The 17,607-nt window shown below is 36.6% G+C and carries 17 protein-coding genes; 8 read left to right on the forward strand and 9 right to left on the reverse strand.

Features of this window, described 5'->3' with window-relative positions:
• The first annotated feature begins 2 nt into the window (after window positions 1–2).
• The 8 genes from dxs (at window position 3) to mutL (ending at window position 9,232) form a co-directional block, all read left to right on the forward strand.
• Window positions 3–1,964: a 1-deoxy-D-xylulose-5-phosphate synthase gene (gene dxs, locus NZ923_00785; protein ID MCS7228553.1), complete on the forward strand. Its 1,962-nt coding sequence runs from the start codon at window positions 3–5 to the stop codon at window positions 1,962–1,964.
• The gene (locus tag NZ923_00790) at window positions 1,951–2,955 is read left to right on the forward strand and encodes a Gfo/Idh/MocA family oxidoreductase (GenBank protein ID MCS7228554.1); all 1,005 of its coding nucleotides are present in this window, start codon (window positions 1,951–1,953) and stop codon (window positions 2,953–2,955) included. The genes dxs and NZ923_00790 overlap by 14 nt, the downstream gene beginning before the upstream one ends.
• 14 nt (window positions 2,956–2,969) lie before the next feature.
• A complete protein-coding gene (tmk, locus tag NZ923_00795; protein ID MCS7228555.1) occupies window positions 2,970–3,593 on the forward strand; it encodes a dTMP kinase in 624 nt (207 codons plus the stop codon).
• On the forward strand, window positions 3,590–5,245 hold the full coding sequence (locus NZ923_00800; protein ID MCS7228556.1) for a S41 family peptidase: 1,656 nt from the start codon (window positions 3,590–3,592) through the stop codon (window positions 5,243–5,245). Before tmk ends, NZ923_00800 begins: the two co-directional genes overlap by 4 nt.
• Window positions 5,242–6,063 (forward strand): sulfite exporter TauE/SafE family protein, encoded by an 822-nt coding sequence (locus tag NZ923_00805; protein MCS7228557.1) that lies wholly within the window; start codon window positions 5,242–5,244, stop codon window positions 6,061–6,063. Before NZ923_00800 ends, NZ923_00805 begins: the two co-directional genes overlap by 4 nt.
• A gap of 13 nt (window positions 6,064–6,076) precedes the next feature.
• On the forward strand, window positions 6,077–7,093 hold the full coding sequence (locus NZ923_00810) for a dipeptide epimerase (protein MCS7228558.1): 1,017 nt from the start codon (window positions 6,077–6,079) through the stop codon (window positions 7,091–7,093).
• 4 nt (window positions 7,094–7,097) lie between these two features.
• Window positions 7,098–7,316 carry a hypothetical protein gene (locus NZ923_00815; protein MCS7228559.1) on the forward strand — a complete coding sequence of 73 codons (219 nt, stop codon included), beginning with the start codon at window positions 7,098–7,100 and terminating at the stop codon, window positions 7,314–7,316.
• A gap of 86 nt (window positions 7,317–7,402) precedes the next feature.
• A complete protein-coding gene (gene mutL, locus NZ923_00820) occupies window positions 7,403–9,232 on the forward strand; it encodes a DNA mismatch repair endonuclease MutL (GenBank protein MCS7228560.1) in 1,830 nt (609 codons plus the stop codon).
• 1 nt (window position 9,233) lies between these two features.
• Here the strand turns inward: mutL and NZ923_00825 are convergent, their stop codons facing one another.
• From NZ923_00825 to secD, 9 genes are all read right to left on the reverse strand, one after another.
• Window positions 9,234–10,040, reverse strand: coding sequence for a class I SAM-dependent methyltransferase (locus tag NZ923_00825; protein ID MCS7228561.1), 807 nt, complete (start codon window positions 10,038–10,040; stop codon window positions 9,234–9,236).
• Window position 10,041: 1 nt separating this feature from the next.
• Window positions 10,042–11,214 (reverse strand): HAMP domain-containing histidine kinase, encoded by a 1,173-nt coding sequence (locus NZ923_00830; protein ID MCS7228562.1) that lies wholly within the window; start codon window positions 11,212–11,214, stop codon window positions 10,042–10,044.
• A gap of 11 nt (window positions 11,215–11,225) precedes the next feature.
• On the reverse strand, window positions 11,226–12,515 hold the full coding sequence (locus tag NZ923_00835) for an adenylosuccinate synthase (protein ID MCS7228563.1): 1,290 nt from the start codon (window positions 12,513–12,515) through the stop codon (window positions 11,226–11,228).
• Window positions 12,515–12,883, reverse strand: a complete 369-nt coding sequence (locus NZ923_00840; protein MCS7228564.1) for an STAS domain-containing protein — start codon at window positions 12,881–12,883, stop codon at window positions 12,515–12,517. Before NZ923_00840 ends, NZ923_00835 begins: the two co-directional genes overlap by 1 nt.
• A gap of 14 nt (window positions 12,884–12,897) precedes the next feature.
• Complete coding sequence (locus NZ923_00845) at window positions 12,898–13,590, reverse strand: hypothetical protein (GenBank protein ID MCS7228565.1); 693 nt, start codon at window positions 13,588–13,590, stop codon at window positions 12,898–12,900.
• A gap of 8 nt (window positions 13,591–13,598) precedes the next feature.
• Window positions 13,599–13,769 (reverse strand): hypothetical protein, encoded by a 171-nt coding sequence (locus NZ923_00850; protein ID MCS7228566.1) that lies wholly within the window; start codon window positions 13,767–13,769, stop codon window positions 13,599–13,601.
• Entirely contained in the window at window positions 13,766–14,533 is a 768-nt protein-coding gene (locus NZ923_00855) for a DNA methyltransferase (GenBank protein MCS7228567.1), read from the reverse strand. Before NZ923_00855 ends, NZ923_00850 begins: the two co-directional genes overlap by 4 nt.
• A 180-nt stretch (window positions 14,534–14,713) precedes the next feature.
• A complete protein-coding gene (gene secF / locus NZ923_00860; protein ID MCS7228568.1) occupies window positions 14,714–15,667 on the reverse strand; it encodes a protein translocase subunit SecF in 954 nt (317 codons plus the stop codon).
• A 28-nt stretch (window positions 15,668–15,695) separates the two neighbouring features.
• Window positions 15,696–17,579, reverse strand: coding sequence for a protein translocase subunit SecD (gene secD / locus NZ923_00865; GenBank protein MCS7228569.1), 1,884 nt, complete (start codon window positions 17,577–17,579; stop codon window positions 15,696–15,698).
• Window positions 17,580–17,607 lie beyond the last annotated feature (28 nt).

The raw sequence follows: 17,607 nt of genomic DNA on the forward strand, positions 1-17,607 counted from the left end.
AAATGGAGTTGCAAGATCTTTCCGCAAACTATAAAATTTTACCAAAGATAAATTCCCCTAATGATTTAAAGCAGCTTAGCATTCGTGAGCTTGAGATCCTTGCAAGCGAGATAAGGGAATTTATAATTGACACGATTTCAAAAGTTGGGGGACATCTTGGTGCAAGTTTAGGTGTTGTTGAGCTGACGCTTGCCGTTCATTATGTATTTGATACTCCCAAAGATAAAATAATTTGGGACACGGGACATCAGGGTTATGTTCATAAAATAATTACTGGGCGAAGAGATGTTTTTCATACGATAAGACAGTTTAAAGGTATAAGTGGATTTTTAAAGCGAAGCGAAAGTATCTATGATGTTTTTGGAGCTGGACATGCTTCAACTTCAATTTCAGCAGCTCTTGGAATAGCAACGGCGCGAGATTTTGATAAAGCCAACTATAAGGTCATCGCAATAATCGGAGATGGTGCGATGACGGCTGGGCTTGCTTATGAAGCAATGAACAATGCAGGAATGATGAAGAAAAACTTGATCGTAATCTTAAATGATAACAATATGTCCATTTCACCTAATGTTTGGGCTGTGTCAAAATACTTTACCGATTTGATAGCAAGTGCACAATATAATAAACTTAAATCATTCATTTGGGATCTAACAGGACAACTTGATGGAATAGGCGATAGAATTAGAAAGCTTGCTGCGAAAATTGAAGGTGGCGTTAAGGCAGTTATAACACCAGGGATGCTTTTTGAGGCTCTTGGATTTAGATATTTCGGTCCGGTGAATGGACATAACATTGCTAAGTTAGTGAAGATTTTAAATGAGATAAAAAATCTAAACGGTCCGATACTTCTTCATGTCATAACCCAAAAGGGCAAAGGTTATAAACCAGCTGAAGAAGATGAACAAAAGTATCATGGCGTGACCCCATTTGATAAAATCACGGGCAAGATGTACAAAAGCGATAAACCAGAACCCCCAAGCTATACAAAGATCTTTGGTCAAACCGTTGTTGAACTTGCCAAAATGAATAGTAAGATCGTTGGTATTACAGCGGCGATGCCTGAAGGAACGGGGCTTAACATTTTAGCTAAGGAGATTCCTGAAAGATTTTTTGATGTTGGAATAGCGGAGCAACATGCTGTGACATTTGCAGCTGGGCTTGCAACAGAGGGATATATCCCAATTTGTGCAATTTATTCAACATTTTTACAAAGAGCTTTTGATCAAATTGTCCACGATGTAGCGCTTCAGCATCTTCATGTGATTTTTGCAATTGACAGAGCTGGACTCGTTGGAGCGGATGGTCCGACTCATCACGGAGCTTTTGATTTGAGCTATTTGCGACTTATTCCCGGAATAGTGATAATGGCACCAAAAGATGAGAGCGAATTGAGAGATATGTTATATACTGCAACAATTTATAACAAAGGACCTGTAGCTATAAGATATCCAAGAGGCAGTGGTGTTGGCGTCCCAATTAAAAATAATTTTGATCTGATTGAAATTGGAAAAGCTGAAGTTTTGAAAGAAGGCAATGACATCGCAATACTTGCAATTGGAAATATGGTATATCCAAGTTTGAAATCCGCCGAGATACTTAAAAGATACGGAATAGATGCAATGGTGGTAAATATGAGGTTCGTCAAACCGCTTGATGAGGAACTTCTTGATATAATCTTTGATAAATTTGATAAGGTCGTAACCGTTGAAGAAAACACAATCCGTGGCGGGTTTGGAAGCGCAGTTCTTGAGTATGCAGCTTCAAAGGGGATTACAAATGTTAAATTCTTAATCCATGGGATACCAGATGAATTTATTGAGCACGGAACGCAAAAAGAACTTTGGCATATGCTCAAACTTGATCCCGAGGGGATAGCTGAAAAAATTCTTGAAAAATTTGAGTTTGATAAATTTCAAACTTCACAAAAAACAGAATTAATTGAAAAACATGGAAAAAGTTAAGCTTGGAATAATTGGGCTTGGTGGAATAGCTCAAGCAGTCCATCTTCCGATACTTTCTAAACTTGAAAATGCACAAATCATTGCTCTTTGTGATACCGACAAAGCTAAAGCGAGGATGCTCGCTGAAAAATATAATGTCCCATACTTTTATACGGATTACGAGAAAATGCTGAAGGAAGTTGATGAAATTGAAGCGGTTGAGATCTTAACACCTACCAACCTACACGCTGAGATGACGAAGTCTTGTGTTTCAGCTGGCAAAGATGTATTTGTAGAAAGACCACTTGCAAGAACATACAAGGAAACTGAGGAAGTTGTGAAAACCATTCAAGAAAGTAATCGCAAAGTCATGGTCGGGATGAATTTAAGATTTAGACCTGATGCCATGCTCATGAAAGGTTTCATTGAGAAAGGAGAACTTGGTTCAGTTTTCTATGTCAAAGCGGGATGGTTCAAGAAACCAAACGATAAAAAATGGGTTTTAAGTAAAGATAAATCCGGTGGTGGAGTTATACTTGACCTTGGAATCAGTATACTTGACCTTGCGTTATGGATGGCTGGATATCCAGAAGTTAAAAGCGTTAGTTCGGTTTGTTATAGACATCAAACTAAATCAGTTGAAGATAGCGCCATAGTCCTTCTTAAGTTCAAAAACGAAGCAACGCTTTTCATTGATGTAAGTTGGACTTACGAGTTTGAAAAGCCGATTTTTTATTTGCATATATTTGGGACAGAGGGAACTGGAGAATTGAATCCATTTAGAATCTATAAAGATATACAGGGCAAGCTTGTCAATCTTGCTCCTGAAAAGATGGACAAGCCAGAGGCGCTTTACTGGAAATCATATGAAAACGAAATCAAACATTTCCTTGGCGCTGTGCGAGATCTTCATCCGCTTGTTTCAAGTGCGAAAGATGCTCTTTATAGAATGAAAGTCGTTGACTCAATATACAAATCAGCCGAGCGAGGCAAGGAAGTTATTTTCAAGTAAAGTTTTAAATAAAAATGTTCATAACCTTTGAAGGGGTTGATCTTTGCGGAAAAACAACGCAGGCTGAAATTTTAATAGAAAGATTGAAAAACCTCGGATTAGATGTTGTTTTTGTCCGTGAGCCAGGGGGAACGAGAATTTCCGAACATATACGCAAAATTTTGCTTGACTCTGAAAACAAAGAAATGGATGCAATTACGGAACTATTTCTATTTTCAGCAAGCCGTGCACAACTTGTAAAAGAAGTTATAATTCCATCGCTAAATTCAGGCAAAGTCGTCGTGTGCGACAGATTTTATGACTCAACTCTCGCTTATCAAGGCTATGGTAGGGGAATTGAAATAGAAAAGATTAAAACAATAAACGAACTGGCATCAGCCGGATTGACTCCTGACATTACATTTTTAATTGATATCCCAGTTGATGAAATTTACAAAAGGAAAAAGGCAAAATACAGTGAATTTGATAGAATGGAAAATTCAGGGATTGAGTTTTACAATAGAGTCAGATATGGATATCTTGAAATTTCAAAATCAAGTGATAGATTTGTCGTCATAGACGGAACAAGAGGAATTGAAGAAATAAGCGAGCGAATTTGGGAAATCGTTTTTGAAAAATTAAAAACGAAGGTAAAATGAAACGCAAAATTTTCTTTTTCGGCTTTGGGCTTTTAGCCATTGCTCTGATTGTGCAATTTGAATTCTATCAAGTCAGGAAGGATGATATATTTTTCAAGATAGATAAAAGCATTGACATCTTTGGAAAGATTTATAGAGAAGTGATCCTAAACTATGTTGACGAAGTTGATCCCGAAAAATTTATGAGGGCGGGTATAAAGGGAATGTTAAGTGAACTTGATCCATACACTGTTTTCATAGACGAGAAACACAGAGAAGATGTTGATGCCCTAACGACAGGAAAATATGGAGGTATCGGAATAACAGTATCAAAGTTTGACGATCAGATTGTCGTTGTTAAAGTTTCAAAGGGTCATCCTGCCGATAAAGCTGGGATAAAAGTTGGTGATGTTATTGTTGAAATTGATAGCATAAATCTGAAAAACAAGCCTCTTGAGGAGGTTAGAACATACTTAGTTGGCAAACCTGGGACGCCGATAAAACTTAAGGTTTTAAGAGAAGGAGTTAAAGGTCCGCTCGTTTTTGAGATGACAAGAACTGATATTGAAGTTAAAAGCGTTGTATATTCTGATTTCGTTGAAGATGGAATCGCATATATAAAACTTGATCGTTTTTCAAGAAATGCAGGTGAAGAGTTAAGACGAGCAATAAAGAATTTGCAAGCGAAAGGTGAAATAAAAGGTTTGATATTGGACCTCCGCGATAATCCTGGGGGACTGCTTGACGCTGCGGTTGATGTAGTTGAAAAGTTTGTGCCAGAGGGGAGTTTAATCGTCTCAACTCGTGGGCGAAAACCAGATGCTTTGAGGAATTATTATTCTACTGAAAAACCAATGCTTCCAGATGTTCCGCTGTGTGTTATCGTAAATAGCTCAAGCGCAAGCGCAAGCGAAATAGTTGCTGGGGCCGTCCAAGATTTGGATCGTGGGGTAATTATCGGCACAAGGACATTTGGAAAAGGTCTCGTTCAAACGATTAGTTATCTCTCTTATAATACTTTTCTCAAGATAACAACTGCGAAGTATTACACTCCAAGCGGTCGCAGTATTCAAGAGATTGATTATTTTCACAAGCCTGGGGGCGTTTTCGTTTCAAAACCAGATTCGGAGCAAAAAATTTTCAAAACCAAAAACGGTCGGATTGTTTACGCTCAGGGTGGAATAATGCCCGATACAGTTGTCCCTGAGTTGAGACGAAGCGATTTCGTTGAAGCGCTCGTTCAAAAAAGATTATTTTTCAAGTTTGCAAATTATTTCTCCGCTGAACATGAGACATTGCCAGAAAATTTTGAAGTAAACGAGCAAATTCTTGAAAGATTTAAAAAATTCATTGAGCAAAATAACTTTACATTCAGAGATAGCTTTGAGATAAATCTTGAGAAAGCGGTTGAATACGCAAAAAGGCAAAGATATAAAAATGGCTATCTTGAAGCGATTGAGACAGCATTAACCAAAATGAAAAGAAACAGAATTGATTTCTTTAATCTTTATCGCGATGAAATCGCAAGAGAACTTATGCGTGAGATACTTTCAAGGTATAAGTATGAAGACGAGCTCATAGCGTGGGCTCTCCCAAACGATGTTCAAGTTAGAACAGCAATTTCAATTTTAAAAGAGAAAAAAACTTATAATTCTATTTTGAGCTTGAAATGATCTTATGGAAAGTCTTATTGCTTTTCATATCTGGTCTTTTCGCTGGTTTCCTTGCTGGCTTTTTCGGGATTGGTGGTGGCGTGATCCTTGTCTTAATTTTGATGTATTATTATTCTGGGACGGGGATTTCACCAGATCTAATTCCTAAAATTGCAGTTGCAACAAGTTTGTTCACGATAATTTTCACATCAATTTCAAGTACAGTAAAACAATATGAGAATAAAAACATTGAATGGAATCTGACATTTACAATGGGATTTGCTTCTGTCGTCTCCGCTTTGGTTGGGAGTAAAATTGCTACCATCGTTTCAGGAGATTTTATTAGAACTTTCATCATTGCAGTTATAATTTTAGCTGGGATCAGAATGCTTATTGATAGAAACTCGGGGGTTGATGTTGACGATTTGACAAATTACAAAAGCAATGTAAGTGCGATTTCATCTATTTTTTGGGGTTTGATTACTGGTATAATTTCCATATTCGCAGGTGTTGGAGGTGGGATCTTGCTCGTCCCAGTGATGAATAGTATTATGAAAATTCCTATAAAAAGAGCAATTGGGACATCAAGCTCAATTATAGTTTTAACCTCAATCTTCGGGACGCTTGGTTATGTGATCAATGGCTTCGGTAAACCTGAACTTGAAAATCTTGGAACACTTGGCTTTGTTGACTACACAGCAGGAATTCCAATCTTGATTGGTTCAATTTTAACAAGTCGCCTTGGAGCTCAAGCATCTTATAAAACGAGATCAAAACTTCTTAAAAAACTTTTCGCAGCCCTTTTAATCACGGTTGCAATTTTAACATTTTTCAAATAAAAGATTGGGAAAAATGTTTCTTAGATACCGCACATTTGAACTTAAGCTTAAACATCCTTTCAAAATCACACGAGGTGTGAGAACATCAAATTGGGTTGTGCTTATTGAAATTGAGCACGATGGAGTAATCGGCTATGGCGAAGCGTCCCCATCTCAAAGATATGGAGAAAACATTGAAACGGTGCAGAAATTTTTAAGTAAAATTGATCTTTCACAATTTGACGATCCATTTAACATTGAGGAAATTCTAAACTATGTTGATTCTATTGAACCTGGAAACACAGCTGCTAAAGCCGGAATTGATATAGCACTTCACGATCTCGTTGGAAAACTTCTTAATGTTCCAATTTACAAACTTTTTGGACTTAACAAAGAAAAGACGCCGATAACATCATTTACAATTGGAATTGATGAACCACAAGTGATTGAGCAAAAGGTCAAAGAAGCGGAAGAATATCCGATTTTAAAAGTTAAACTTGGACTTGAGAACGATGAGGAGATAATTAAAACGATCCGAAAGATCACCGATAAGCCAATTCGTGTTGATGCAAACGAAGGATGGAAAACCAAGGAGATCGCATTTGAGAAAATTAAATGGCTTCAAGATGAAGGCGTTGAATTTGTTGAGCAACCGATGCCTGCCGACGACCTTGACTCCGTTGCATGGCTTAGAGATAAAGTTGATATCCCAATAATCGCTGACGAGAACTGTGTTCGGCTTTATGATGTTCCAGCTTTAGGAAAGGCATATGATGGAATTAATATCAAACTTATGAAATGCACAGGGATAAGAGAAGCAGTGAAAATGATAAACACAGCAAGAGCGATGGGAATGAAAGTGATGATCGGATGTATGATTGAGTCATCCGTTGGAATAACCGCTGGAGCTCAAATCTCGCCTCTTGTTGATTTCGCAGATCTTGACGGAAATCTTTTAATAACAAATGATCCATTTGAAGGAGTTAAAGTTCAGAATGGAAAATTAATTCTCCCGGATGAGCCGGGACTTGGTGTAAAGAAATTAATTTAAAGCTATGTTTTTCAAAAGACCTCAACATTTGCGTTTTGAGTATATCCCAAGGTACTACAAACCCGAGAAGGATGAGGAGCTTAAAAGAAAAGAGCGATTGAAGAGAAGTTTAAAATTTCAGAGAGTGGGGATTTCTGAAAGAAAGCGAAGGTCATTAATTTGGTGGTTGATAGTTGCTGGTATTGTTTTTTATCTTTATCTTGTCTTATCGGGCGCGTTGTGAAATGCTGAATTTGATTTTGGAGTTAATGACAGCAGTCTTATTTTTAATTTTGAGCGAAAAAAGCAGAAATAATTTTGCTTTTTAAAATGGGAAGGATAAAAATTTTACCAGACGAAATAGCAAGCAAAATTGCAGCGGGCGAGGTTATACAAAGACCGGAATCTGTGGTCAAAGAATTGATTGAAAATTCAATTGATGCAGGAGCGAAAAATATAACTGTAATTTTGAAGGAAGCGGGGAAGACACTTATTCAAGTGATAGACGATGGCTGTGGTATGAGCGAAGATGATGCAGTTCTTGCATTTGAAAGACATGCAACAAGCAAGATTGAAACATACGAGGACCTTGAAAACATACGGACGCTTGGCTTCAGGGGCGAGGCGCTCGCTTCAATCGCAGCCGTTGCTAAGGTTGAAATGAAAACAAGAACTCAAGAAGATGAACTTGCAACGCTTGTTAAAATAGAAGGTGGGAAGCTAATTGAGGTTTCAAAAACGACGCATCCAGTTGGGACATCAATCCTGGTCAAAAATCTTTTCTATAACACACCTGCGAGAAGAAATTTTTTGAAAAGCAATCACACAGAATTTAGACATGCATATGAAGCTTTTGTAAGATTTGCAATCGCCTATCCAGAAATATCATTTGAATTCATCAGCGATGACGAGGTTATATCAAAATTTGAAGCAACGGATCTTGAAACGAGAATTAAACAAATCTTTGGAGATGATTTTTACGAAAACCTTATCCCCGTAAATGAGAAAACCGAATTCATAAGCATACACGGATTTATAAGCAAACCCGAATTTTCAAAGAAGACGAAATCAGATCAGTTCATTTTTCTTAACCGAAGATACATAATAAATCGCTCAATAAATCACGCAGTTTATGGTGCCTACGAACATTTACTTGAAAAAGGAAACTTTCCATCGTTTATTTTGATGATTTCAATTAACCCGAGGCATGTTGATGTAAATGTTCATCCGTCAAAGCTTGAGGTTAAATTTGATGATGAACAGGGAATTTACAATTTTGTTCGTGCAGTCGTAAAACATTCTCTTTCAAAGTTCAACTTAATTCCAGAGGTTGAGTTTGAGCCATCAGGTGGAATTAAACTTCGCACATCCACAGAAATTGAGGAAATAAAACAAAGATTGATAAATCTGACTGAACCAATAAAAGAAAAAATTCAAAAAGAACAGCAGTATTCGCTTGAATTTTTAACTTCTTCTTTTCCAGAAGCTGAAACAGAGCTTAAAGCAAAGGTTGGACTTGAAAGAGTTGAAAGGATGTCGCAAGAAATCCAATTCACAATTCCTCAAGCTGATGAGGGAAGTGATAGTGAAGGAACTTCATTTATGCAAATTCACGGTAGATATATAATTGCTCAAATTAAAAGTGGGATTATGATAATTGATCAACATGTTGCGCACGAAAGGATCCTTTATGAAAAAGCGCTTGATAGGTTAAATTCGGGCTCTCCTTTCACACAGCAGCTTTTGTTTCCGCAAACTATTGAACTTGCACCGTCAGATATAGCAATCGTGAAAGAAATTAAAGAACACCTTGAAAGTTTAGGTTTTGATTTGCGAATCTTTGGGAAGAATACGATTGTCCTTTATGGAGTCCCGCCAGAGGTAAAGCAAGGGGCAGAGCGAAAGATTTTGCAAGAGATAATTGAACTTTACAAAGAAAATTCAAATACTGAACCGAATTTAAGTGTTCGTGAAAACCTTGCAAAATCTTTTGCCTGTAAAACAGCAATAAAAGCTGGGGATAGATTAACACCTGAAGAAATTCAGGTTTTAATTGATCAACTTTTCCTTACCCAAAACCCCTATGTATGCCCCCACGGAAGACCAATAATAATCAAAATTTCAATTGAGGAACTTGATAAAAGATTCGGAAGAGCTTAGCTTACTTCCGTGCTGTGACTATTAATCCCGTCCCACTTTTATTTTCAATTTTGGTATCAAGCCACATCATAAAAATACCGGGAACTAAAATAACAAGGTAATATAGTGGTAAGAAAAGAGCGAAAGCAAAACTTTTCCCAAGCAAAAGAACAGGAAATTTTATCATCAACCTCCACGACAGATTTCCCCATTTACCATAGCTGTATTTCACGGAGATGTTTTTAAATCCTATTTTTTCAAGTTTATCTTTGATTTCATCCGCTCCGTAACCACTTCTTACATGCTCTTCAATAAAGCTTTCATCTTCTTCGGAGTGAACTTCTGATCCACCGAGGTTTGATGGGGTACTTATTATCAGTAATCCATCTTTTTTCATTGCTTTATAAAAATTTCTAAAAACCTCCTCATCGTTTTCAATGTGTTCCATGACATCAATTGCAAGTATTAAGTCAAATTTTTCAGCGAAATTTAATTTGGTAAGATCAGCGATTTCAAATTTTAAATTTTCTATCTTTTCCGATCTTGCAAATTTTTCACATTCTCTGATTCTTCTTTCGTTCAGATCAACGCCGAGGACCTCTGAATTTTTAAATTTTTTGGCTATGAAATACGAATACTGTCCGAAGCCACAGCCAGCGTCAAGGACATTGCATTTTTCATTTTTTGAACGGAAAAATTTTTCCAGTTCGTTTTTCACATACCATGCGCGCAGAAGAAAGAGGTTCAAGCCAGCGTAAAGAATTTTTCGCAAAATACCTCGCTCGGAGATTATCTCGTCAATTTTTGATTTTATCTTTTCGTATTTCATTTCACTTTTTTAAAACTATTCTGAAAGTTGAACCTTTCCCGAGTTTGCTTTCTTTCAGAAATAATTTTCCGCCGTGATAAACTTCAATTATTCTTTTTGATAAGCTCAATCCAAGCCCCCAACCTCGCTTCTTCGTTGTGTAACCAGGTCTGAAAATATCCTTGCGATATTTCATATTTATTCCTCGTCCCGTGTCGGATACATCAATTATAACGGATTTTTTCCTCTCCTGAATTTTAAACTCTATCTTTCCTTCGCTGTTTTCAATTGCATCAAGCGAATTTTTTATCAAATTTTCAATGACCCATTCAAACAGCTCACGATTTATAAAAGCTTTTGCTTCAAGATCTCCCTTGACTGAAATCGCTATCTTTTTACCGGTGTGTGGAATTCTTTTCTCAAAATATCTAACGACGGAACTTATAACATCTGAGATTTTTTCTTCAACAAATTCAGGTTTTGAACCAATTTTTGAAAATCTTTGTGCTGTTTTGTTAAGTTTGTTGAGATCGTTTTCAATTTCATGAATTACATCGCTCACATCTTCGCCGTTATCAACTTTTGTCCTTAAAATTTCAAGCCATCCATATAAACTTGAAAGCGGTGTTCCAAGTTGGTGTGCGGTTTCTCGGGCAAGCCCAACCCAAATGTTGCTCTGTTCAGTTTTTTTGATGTAACTAAAACTCAAATATCCAATTAAAATGAAAATCCCCGCAGCGACAAGAATTATATATGGCAAAATTTTAAGCTGTTCTACAAGTTTTGAATTTCCGTAGAAAACATAGTTCAGGATCAATGTGTCGCCGTAAACTATCTTTATAGGTTCAAAAGTTTTCTCCATCTTTGCAATTTCACTTCGCAAAATCCTTTCCTTCTGTTTTGATGGCAAGTTCGGATCAATGTCAATGTTTCTGTAGTAAAGAGGATTTCTGTCTCTATCGGTCACGATCACAGGGAAATCAATGGTCAAAATTATCTGGTTAAATATAAATGTGAATTCAGAAGTCCCTGGGGCTGTAGCTATATATTCAATTGATTTTGCGTAGAGGTTTGCAATTTGCCTCTCCCTTTGTTCAAGATTTTTGACTATGATATTTGTATAGTAAAGAATCCCGAGGGCAATTGCGACCGCAAGAAGGACAAGAAATCTTTTTATGTTTACGGTTTTCAGCATGTTTGGGATGTTTACTTTAAAATTGTTTGATATCTATCTGCTCCAACCGATATGATTGAAATTTCTACCCCAGTTAGTTTTTCTATTGCTTCAATATAATCTCTTGCTTCAGACGGAAGTTCTAAATATGTTTTGACATTTGAAGTTTTTGTTTTCCATCCTTTAAAGGTTTCGTAAATAGGTTTAACTTTTGAGAGAGTTTCGGAGTCGGTTGGGAAGTTTTTAAGTTTTTTGCCGTTTAATTCATAGGCGACGCAGATTTTTATTTCGTCAAGTTCATCAAGGACATCAAGTTTAGTCAAGGCGAGTTTTTCAATCCCGTTTATCATAATTGTGTAGTTCAAGCTCACAATATCAAGCCAACCGCATCTTCTGGGCCTTCCTGTTGTTGCTCCGTATTCATGTCCTTTCTCTCTTATGTAGTTTCCAATTTCGCTTTTTAATTCCGTTGGAAACGGACCTTCTCCGACTCTTGTTGTATATGCTTTAATAACACCGATCACTCCGTTTATTTTTGTTGGTGGGATACCTGAACCTGTTGATGCTCCGCCTGCAGTTGGGTTTGAAGATGTCACATAAGGATAGGTTCCGTGGTCAATGTCAAGCAAAGCGCCTTGTGCACCTTCAAGCAGAATTTTCCTTCCTTCTTTTATTGCTTTATTTAGATATACAGCGGTGTCGGTGACATATTCATCAATTTTTTTATCAAACTCAATATATTCGTCAATTATTTTTTCAACATCAAACTTCGTTTCGCCGTAAATTTTTTCTATGATTTCGTTTTTTGATTCAATGTTTTTGCGAAGTTTTTTGCGAAGCGTTTCCCTGTCAAGCAGATCAACTACTTTAATTCCAACTCTTGCATATTTATCAACATAAGCTGGACCGATTCCTTTCCCAGTCGTTCCGATTTTTCCATCCCCTTGCTCATAAAGTTTATCAAGAAGTTTGTGATATGGCATTATAAGATGAGCGTTGTGGCTTATCAAAAGTCGTCCGGATATGTCAACACCTGCGGATTTTACCATTTCAATTTCTTCCATCAAAGCAATTGGGTCAAGCACTACACCATTTCCAATTACACAAACGACATTTGGGTGAAAAATTCCAGATGGCAAAAGATGTAAGACATAAGTTTTACCGCTAAATGAAACTGTATGTCCTGCGTTAGCGCCTCCTTGATATCTAACCACGATGTCAGCGTTTTCGCTCAAAAGATCAACGATTTTTCCCTTTCCTTCATCGCCCCATTGAGCGCCGAGGATGACCCACACAGCGCCATCAGGAATTTTTATCAACATTACACTTTGATTTTCTTTTTCTTTGACTTCTTTTTATAACTTTCAATCGCTTCTTCAATTGAATTGTAAGTTTCAAAAACTTTTATAAGACGTGTTATCGTTAAAAGTGATTCAACTTTTTCGTTTAGATTTGCAATTTTAAGATCACCACCACTATTTCGCATCGTCGTCAAACCGCTTATCAATGTCCCAAGTCCTGCGCTGTTAATCATCTTAACATTCTTAAGATCAACTACTATTTTATTTCTGCCTTCATCAAGAAACTTGCGCAGAAGGTCTCTAAATTTTTGAGAGTCAGGTCCTCCCATTAAGTTCCCTTTGATCTCAACAACTACGACATCATCAATTTTTTTCGCTTTCAATCGCATAGAGTTTTTCATGCTTAATTTTCATAATCCACTCTATTAAAACTAATACTCTTTCCACAATTGACGATGAATTCAAAGTATAATATCGGTTTTGAAATTCCTTTATCGTTATAGCCTTTAAAAGCACTGACAATTTTATCCCATTTTTGAGGATTGTATTTGTGAGAAGGCGCAACAATTACAGGTTGGATGTTCCAAGAATATGCTCCATCTAAATGTCTTCCAGAGCTTTGTGAAGCCCAATTTGCATAGTATTCTATCTGATCAACTATGTCGGGTTTAATAGGTTCATCTTTTAGTTCAATTATTCTGTATTCTCTTTTTTCGTTATCCTGACAAGTGGTTAATATATCTATCTTTTGCATTCCAACACCGCAAAAAACTTCATTGCCAAACCAAATTATGTTATGACCAACTATTGGATTTAAATTGGGATCAAGCCCAATGTTTTCTGTAAAATACAGTTCAAGATAAATTTCGTAAGATTTTTTCTCTCGTTGTAGATCACATATATTTGGTAGAACATTATCATTGAAAACCCTATGATCAGGGTAAGGTTCGGAATTTGGTTTTAATAATATCCTTCTTTTAATTGGGTCCCAATCAAAACCTCCACTATAACCAGCATTGGCAATTGGTTTGCCTGAATTATAGCGCAAATGAATTGGGAAAGTGGCGTCGTTTACTATGAAAACATGTGTTTTCATTAAATTGATTATTTTTTCTTCTTGAATATGAAGATGTATTCGTGTTTAAATACATAAAATCCACCAACGAGCGCTCTATATCTCCAAAGTTCCTTTTGGTTTCTCTTGCCTCTTGTTTCTTCAAAGTTTTTAACAATTACGCTTTTTAAAGAGTAATCTCTTTTTAACACCTCACTCATGCAATAAAAGCCCAAGGTATCCACTCACCTTTAAAATACTTATCGCCAATCACTAAGGCAAGAAAGCGTTCTTTTTCTAAATATGGACTTATATTATCAAGCACTTCTCCAAACATTTTTAAAAATTCGTCAATGCTTTTTGCGTTTGAAAGGTCCCTTTTATCGTTTGAAAACTTGATAATATCGTGATATGGTGGATGTAAAATCATCAATTGAAAATAATTGATGCCATATTTTTCTAAAATGGATCTAATATTTATCGTCCTGCTGTCATCAATGATTATATCGCTGATCACATTGTAAGGGTTCTCTTCTTTTTTAATTAGTTCGTTGGCTTTTTTAGCTACATCAGGATTTAATTCTATTCCAACCCCATTTCTACCCAACCTTCTGCATTCAATTAAAGTTGTTCCGCTTCCCACAAAGGCATCCAAAACCCAATCGCCTTTCTTGGTATATCTTAACATTAACTGTCTTGGAATTTGAGGTATGAAATTCCCCCAATACCATCCAAGATGTGCACCAGAGGTGTCTCTTTTATCAAAAATCCAAAGGCTATCCGTAATAATTTCATCATACTCTTTCCATCTTGAAAGATTTATATCATTAATTTTGTTCGTTTTGATTTCATTAGTTCCTTTTATCAACCTTTCTAAATAATACTTCGCCCGTTCAAGTGTTTGTGCCTCTAAAATTTGATCTAATTCTGAAAGTAGAACATCCTTGCGTAAGGAAATAGTATCGCCATCGCTGTCAATATTCAACAAATCAAAACGGTCCTTTTGAAAATTCATAAACAATAATTTTAAAACCGAAATTTTTCGTTTCAGAAAATTCAAATTACTAACATTGCAAAGTTCGCTTAAAACCTCAACAAATTTCTCCTTATTCAGCGCTATTATCTGTTCAGAATTATTCATTTCATAGGTTCATTGTTGCAAATTTTACTTTGCTGGAATAGGTTGTTTCTTCAGGAGTTTTTCCTTTTCTGCTTTCCTTTGCCTTGCAAGCGTGAAATCAACTACAATTGAACTTGCGACATAGATTGATGAATAAGTTCCAGTTATCATACCAATTATTAACGCAAACGCAAAGCCACGCGTAACCTCACTTCCAACGACAAGCAAAACAATAAGAACCATTATCGTCGTTCCGCTCGTTATGATGGTTCTGCTCAAGGTTTCATTAATGCTTTTGTTCACAAGAGCAATGAAATCCATTGCTTTGTGTAGTTTTAAATTCTCCCTGATTCTATCAAAAACAACGACTGTATCATTTACCGATAAACCGACAAGCGTAAGCAAAGCAGCAAGCAATGTTTGGTTCATTTCTATATTTAAATATGGCACGGCACTAAAGATTGAACAAAATCCGAGTGTAACTAAAACATCGTGGAAAAGAGCAACTACAGCGCCAAGCCCATAAATCGGCTTAAATCTTAATCCAATGTAGACAAGCATTACGATCAGTGATAAAATGACCGTATACAATGCTTTTTTTCTCAACTCAGCTCCAATTCTTGGTCCAACTTTTTCTTCGTTTAAAATCTCAACCTTGTTATCTTTGAACTTAGATATCAAAGTGGATGAGATCATCTCGCTTATTTTGGTTCCTTCAGCTTGTTCGGATGTCCTTATCAAGATTTCGTTGCGACTTCCATATGTTTTTATCTCACTTTTAGCAAGTCCAATCTGAGCCATTGCGTTTCTTACTTCTCCAATTGAAACAGGTTTTTCAAATCTCACAATTACTTCGGTTCCACCGAGGAAGTCAATGCCAAGTGGAATTCCACGAAAAATAAGTGAAATTAAACCAGCAAGTATAACAATTGCTGAAATAGCATACCAAAATTTTCTTTTCTCTATAAACTTTATATTTGTTTTGCCGATAAATCTCATCTTCAATCCCTCGGAAATTGTTTTTAAATTATCCGAATTTTATAACTGCTTGATACTTTTCTGCTAAAATGTCGTATAGAACTTTGGTTATGAAAATTGCGCTGAAAAGATTAGCTAAAATTCCAATCATTATCGTAAGTGCAAAACCTTGAATGGGTCCAGCACCAAAATTATACAGAATCAGTCCCGTTAGAAAAGTTGTTATGTTGGAGTCAAAAATTGCACTAAATGCTTTGGAATAACCTTCGTCTATAGCGGATCTGAGTGTTCTGCCAACGCTAAGCTCTTCACGAATTCTTTCATATATTAAAACATTCGCGTCAACGGCAACGCCTATAGTAAGTATAATTCCTGCGATGCCGGGCAAAGTAAGAGTGGCGTTAAAACCAGCAAGAACTGCAAGTATAAAACCAATGTTCAAAATCAACGCTAAATTAGCAACTATTCCAGATGTAGAATAGTAAACTATCATGAACAATGTTATCAAGGCAAAAGCCAAAAGCGCAGCGTTTAAACCTTTTTGGATAGAATCCTCACCAAGTGATGGCCCGACAGTTCTTTCTTCAATTATTTCAAGTGGCGCTGGTAATGCACCAGCTTTTAAAACAATCTCAAGAAGTCGTGCTTCTTCAGGTGAATCAAGTCCTTCAATTTGCGAGCTTCCACCGATTATTTTAGTCCTCACAACTGGCCAGGAGTAAGCAGTTCCATCAAGAATTATAGCAATATGTCTATTTATGTTTGCGCCTGTTATTCTTGCCCATTCGCGTGCACCTTCGCTGTTCATTCTCATTATAACGATCGGAAGGTTATTTTCAGGATCAATTGTCGCTCTTGCCTCAGTTATTACTTTTCCAGTAATTTCTGGATCCTTCTTGACAGCAAGAAGATTATAATACTGATTCCCATCTTGAGCCGTAAAAGGCTTCGCAGACCAAACGAATTCAAAATCTGGTGGGATTAAATTTTTCACATCTGGGCGCGATAAAATATATTCAACAATTCTTCTATCTCTTGCGTTAACAAAGCCAATACCAGTTTGTTCGTCAACCCTGACATATGCGAAGAATGGATGTTCTTTTTTAAACTTTTCAAATTCATCTAACCCTGCTGTCGCTGTATCAACGCCGAGCTCAGATGCAATAGTTTTTATAGTATCTTTCTTGGTTGTGTCCGATTTCAGGGCAACTTGAGAGGTATCGGTGGTATCAGAAATTCCTTTTCCAGCCAAGTAGTTGTCAATGGATTGCATTACTTTTATTGTGACATCAACAGGTTTTAGAAGTTTGAACTCAAGAACTGCGGTGCTTTGCAAAAGTTGTCTAACTTCTTCCCGATTTTTTACGCCTGGCAATTCAACGATAATGCGATTTGCACCTTGCTTATGAATTGATGGTTCAGCGACGCCATACTTATCAACTCTGTTTCGGATAACTTCAAGAGCTCTATCAACAGCGTCCTCAGCTTGCTTTTCAAGTTCAGAAATTATCTCAGCATCGCTCTGACGAATATCACCATAATATCTACTTAACCTTATCCCTTTCTCCTGAAATTTCCTCAAAAGAATTGATGTAGCTGGTTCTTCCGAAACCAACGCTTCTTTTTTAACTTCAGCAAGTATTTGTCTAAATGTTTCGTCTTTGTTCTTTGCGAGGTTGTCAAGCATTTTAACCACATCTACTTCAAGCGCAACATACATTCCGCCCTGAAGATCAAGCCCAAGCTTTATCCTTTTTTGTTTAACTTTTTGAATATCATCAATGTTTTGCTGGACAAATTTCAAACTATCTTCCCCTTTCAATTCACTTAATTTCTTTTGATACTGAATGTCCTTGTAGGTTGGATACAGATACCACAAAGCACCGGCGATTGATATTATGATCAAAATAATTTTCCATCTGTTCTTTTTCACTTTGACATCACCTTTTTTATTTTCTTTT

This window comes from Candidatus Kryptonium sp., from assembly GCA_025060635.1.
Taxonomy (GTDB): Bacteria; Bacteroidota; Ignavibacteria; order Kryptoniales; family Kryptoniaceae; genus Kryptonium.

What these genes read in the sequence shown, in the direction of transcription:
- dxs (MCS7228553.1), top strand. Translation starts at nt 3, where the DNA reads ATGGAGTTGCAAGATCTTTCCGCAAACTATAAAATTTTACCAAAGATA.
- NZ923_00790 (MCS7228554.1), top strand. Translation starts at nt 1,951, where the DNA reads ATGGAAAAAGTTAAGCTTGGAATAATTGGGCTTGGTGGAATAGCTCAA.
- tmk (MCS7228555.1), top strand. Translation starts at nt 2,970, where the DNA reads ATGTTCATAACCTTTGAAGGGGTTGATCTTTGCGGAAAAACAACGCAG.
- NZ923_00800 (MCS7228556.1), top strand. Translation starts at nt 3,590, where the DNA reads ATGAAACGCAAAATTTTCTTTTTCGGCTTTGGGCTTTTAGCCATTGCT.
- NZ923_00805 (MCS7228557.1), top strand. Translation starts at nt 5,242, where the DNA reads ATGATCTTATGGAAAGTCTTATTGCTTTTCATATCTGGTCTTTTCGCT.
- NZ923_00810 (MCS7228558.1), top strand. Translation starts at nt 6,077, where the DNA reads ATGTTTCTTAGATACCGCACATTTGAACTTAAGCTTAAACATCCTTTC.
- NZ923_00815 (MCS7228559.1), top strand. Translation starts at nt 7,098, where the DNA reads ATGTTTTTCAAAAGACCTCAACATTTGCGTTTTGAGTATATCCCAAGG.
- mutL (MCS7228560.1), top strand. Translation starts at nt 7,403, where the DNA reads ATGGGAAGGATAAAAATTTTACCAGACGAAATAGCAAGCAAAATTGCA.
- NZ923_00825 (MCS7228561.1), bottom strand. Translation starts at nt 10,040, where the DNA reads ATGAAATACGAAAAGATAAAATCAAAAATTGACGAGATAATCTCCGAG.
- NZ923_00830 (MCS7228562.1), bottom strand. Translation starts at nt 11,214, where the DNA reads ATGCTGAAAACCGTAAACATAAAAAGATTTCTTGTCCTTCTTGCGGTC.
- NZ923_00835 (MCS7228563.1), bottom strand. Translation starts at nt 12,515, where the DNA reads ATGTTGATAAAAATTCCTGATGGCGCTGTGTGGGTCATCCTCGGCGCT.
- NZ923_00840 (MCS7228564.1), bottom strand. Translation starts at nt 12,883, where the DNA reads ATGCGATTGAAAGCGAAAAAAATTGATGATGTCGTAGTTGTTGAGATC.
- NZ923_00845 (MCS7228565.1), bottom strand. Translation starts at nt 13,590, where the DNA reads ATGAAAACACATGTTTTCATAGTAAACGACGCCACTTTCCCAATTCAT.
- NZ923_00850 (MCS7228566.1), bottom strand. Translation starts at nt 13,769, where the DNA reads ATGAGTGAGGTGTTAAAAAGAGATTACTCTTTAAAAAGCGTAATTGTT.
- secF (MCS7228568.1), bottom strand. Translation starts at nt 15,667, where the DNA reads ATGAGATTTATCGGCAAAACAAATATAAAGTTTATAGAGAAAAGAAAA.